Source organism: Limnohabitans sp. 2KL-17 (assembly GCF_003063415.1).
Taxonomy (GTDB): domain Bacteria; phylum Pseudomonadota; class Gammaproteobacteria; order Burkholderiales; family Burkholderiaceae_C; genus Limnohabitans_A.
Window position 1 is genome coordinate 1 of record NZ_NESK01000089.1, and the last position, 896, is coordinate 896.

Sequence of the window (896 nt, forward strand, 5' to 3'; positions counted from 1 at the left end):
ATGCGGCCAAACTAGCAGCCGCCAAAGCCACAGCTGAAGCGGACGCGGCGGCCAAAGCGGTGCAAGACAAAGCGGCGGCGGACAAAGCGGCGGCTGAAGAGATTGCTGCCAAAGCGGCCGATGAAGTTGCTGCCGCCAAAGCGCTGGTTGCTGCCCAAACTGCACTGACTGCGGCCAACGCCAGCGGCACCACAGCAGAGAAAACTGCTGCCCAAGCCGTGCTCGATGCGGCCAAACTAGCAGCCGCCAAAGCCACAGCTGAAGCGGACGCGGCTAGCAAAGCGGTGCAAGACAAAGCGGCGGCGGACAAAGCGGCGGCTGAAGAGATTGCTGCCAAAGCGGCCGATGAAGTTGCTGCCGCCAAAGCGCTGGTTGCTGCCCAAACTGCACTGACTGCGGCCAACGCCAGCGGCACCGCAGCAGAGAAGGCTGCTGCCCTAGAGGCCTTCAATGCGGCCAAACTAGCGGCCGCCAAAGCCACAGCTGAAGCGGACGCGGCGGCCAAAGCGGTGCAAGACAAAGCGGCGGCGGACAAAGCGGCGGCTGAAGAGATTGCTGCCAAAGCGGCCGATGAAGTTGCTGCCGCCAAAGCGCTGGTTGCTGCCCAAACTGCACTGACTGCGGCCAACGCCAGCGGCACCACAGCAGAGAAAACTGCTGCCCAAGCCGTGCTCGATGCGGCCAAACTAGCAGCCGCCAAAGCCACAGCTGAAGCGGACGCGGCGGCCAAAGCGGTGCAAGACAAAGCGGCGGCGGACAAAGCGACGGCTGAAGAGATTGCTGCCAAAGCGGCCGATGAAGTTGCTGCCGCCAAAGCGCTGGTTGCTGCCCAAACTGCACTGACTGCGGCCAACGCCAGCGGCACCACAGCAGAGAAGGCTGCTGCCCTAGAGGCC

At 63.6% G+C, this 896-nt stretch carries 1 protein-coding gene; it reads left to right on the forward strand.

Going from position 1 to position 896, the window contains the following annotated elements; translation table 11 throughout:
• On the forward strand, positions 1-896 hold an 896-nt coding region (locus B9Z45_RS17125), incomplete at both ends, for a hypothetical protein (RefSeq protein WP_199221942.1).